The organism is Streptococcus sp. 3874 (assembly GCF_013276425.1).
Classification (GTDB): Bacteria; Bacillota; Bacilli; order Lactobacillales; family Streptococcaceae; genus Streptococcus; species Streptococcus pseudopneumoniae.
On sequence record NZ_VMLA01000142.1, the window covers coordinates 1 to 1,748 of the forward strand.

Sequence of the window (1,748 nt, forward strand, 5' to 3'; positions counted from 1 at the left end):
TTTGATTTTCGAAGAGTATAAGGCGGTCCTAGAACCACTTACGTGCCTAAAGTAACCACTTGCTTTTTTGCTCTTGTTTTCTTATTTTAGCTTTGATATAGTAGAGTCAGAAAGGAGATGGAATGAAGTTACGAATCGAAATTGACAGCAATTTAGAGGAAACTGAAATTGTCATCAAGGCAGCGGCTTTGACAGATGAGATTGCGGATTTACAGCGGCTCTTGCAAGAATCCAAGTCTCCTCGGTTGATTTTTTACAAGGGGACGGGTGAATATTATCTGGACTTGTCGGAAATTCTCTTCTTTGAAACAGAGGGGAACAAAATTTACGCCCATACTCAGAAAGATGCCTACGAGGTTCGGCTTAAACTCTATGAGTTAGAGGCTATCCTTCCTCGCTATTTTAGTCGGGTATCCAAGTCAACGATCGCTAATATTCGGCAAGTCTATTCGGTGGACAAGTCCTTTTCAGGGACAGGAACTATTTCCTTTTATCAGACCCACAAGGAGGTTCATGTCTCACGGCATTACCAATCCCTCCTAAAAGAAAATCTAAGAAATATGAGGTAAGAAGATGAAAAAGAAAGCATTTGGTATTGTGTTGCTAGTATTGGCAGCTTTAGTATTATTACAGGGGAATTTTGGAATCCCTTCTCTTGGAGGGCACATTTGGCCCTTGCTTGGTATTGCATTTTTTGCCTATCAATCAGTTGAAGCTTTGCTTCGTCGTCATCTGACATCAGCAGTTTTTACAACTTTTGTAGCTCTCATGATTGCTAATCATTTTTATGACATTTTACCGATTCCAAATCAGTCATTGTTCTGGGCTAGTATTTTAATCGTAATGGGTGTCAGCGTACTCACTCATTCTAACAGAACTTGGAATGGGAAAAAATGGTGGTATGATGGTGAAAAGACCATTCTTTCAGATAAGGAAGTCGCTTTTGGAAGTGGGACTTTCTACAAGCAAGAGCAAGAATTGGTAGAAGACCAAGTAGAAGTTGGCTTCGGAAATGCAAAAATCTATTATGACAATGCAGAGATTTTAGGAGATAGTGCAACCCTGAAGGTGGAAGTTGGTTTTGGCAATGCAGTTATCTTTGTTCCCCAACATTGGAGAGTTGATTTAAAGGTAGAAACTTTCTGTGGCGTAGCTAAGGCAGATACTCCTCTAGCCCCAACCAGCAAAACCTTGATTATCCGTGGAGATGTGGCTTTTGGGAAGTTGGGGATTGTCTACGTTAAATAAAAAAATCTTCACTTAAACCATCAAAATAGACGTACTAAGAGTAGGAAATTGATGCCTTGCTCTGATTTCAGTTCTATGGTTGTTAGACTTTAAAAAATGAAATGTTGCCTTTAAAAGTTGTATATTTTTCGATATTTTGGCTCTTACGTTTGATGTATCTATGTCCTACAGCGTGGATGATGTAGTGTCAAATGTTTTAAAAAAATGAATGATATTGGACAGTTTTTTGAACCTTTAATTGCTCAGGAGCCATGAAAGCAAGCACTTGGGTTTATGACAAGGGAGAATGGTATTATGTAAGTTCTTCTGGAGCCATGCTAGCGAATGATTGGGTCAAAGATAATGGCAAGTGGTATTATCTAGCTTCATCAGGTAAGATGCTTCGCAATACCTACACACCTGATGGTTACTACGTTGATAACTCAGGCGCCTGGCAATAAGAATAATACTCTTCGAAAATCTCTTCAAACCACGTCAGCTTCATCCACAACCTCAAAACA

At 39.4% G+C, this 1,748-nt stretch carries 2 protein-coding genes and 1 pseudogene; all 3 read left to right on the forward strand.

What is annotated here, in order from left to right; all coding sequences use genetic code 11:
* Positions 1–122 precede the first annotated feature (122 nt).
* Positions 123–569 (forward strand): LytTR family DNA-binding domain-containing protein, encoded by a 447-nt coding sequence (locus HT703_RS11095; RefSeq protein ID WP_000776604.1) that lies wholly within the window; start codon positions 123–125, stop codon positions 567–569.
* A 4-nt stretch (positions 570–573) separates the two neighbouring features.
* Positions 574–1,248 (forward strand): hypothetical protein, encoded by a 675-nt coding sequence (locus HT703_RS11100; protein WP_054393070.1) that lies wholly within the window; start codon positions 574–576, stop codon positions 1,246–1,248.
* Between the two features lie 242 nt (positions 1,249–1,490).
* A pseudogene (locus HT703_RS11105) lies at positions 1,491–1,688 on the forward strand (N-acetylmuramoyl-L-alanine amidase family protein); the annotation flags it as partial.
* Between the last annotated feature and the right edge of the window lie 60 nt (positions 1,689–1,748).

Coding starts and splice junctions, on each gene's coding strand:
- HT703_RS11100 (WP_054393070.1), top strand. CDS start 574: ATGAAAAAGAAAGCATTTGGTATTGTGTTGCTAGTATTGGCAGCTTTA.
- HT703_RS11095 (WP_000776604.1), top strand. CDS start 123: ATGAAGTTACGAATCGAAATTGACAGCAATTTAGAGGAAACTGAAATT.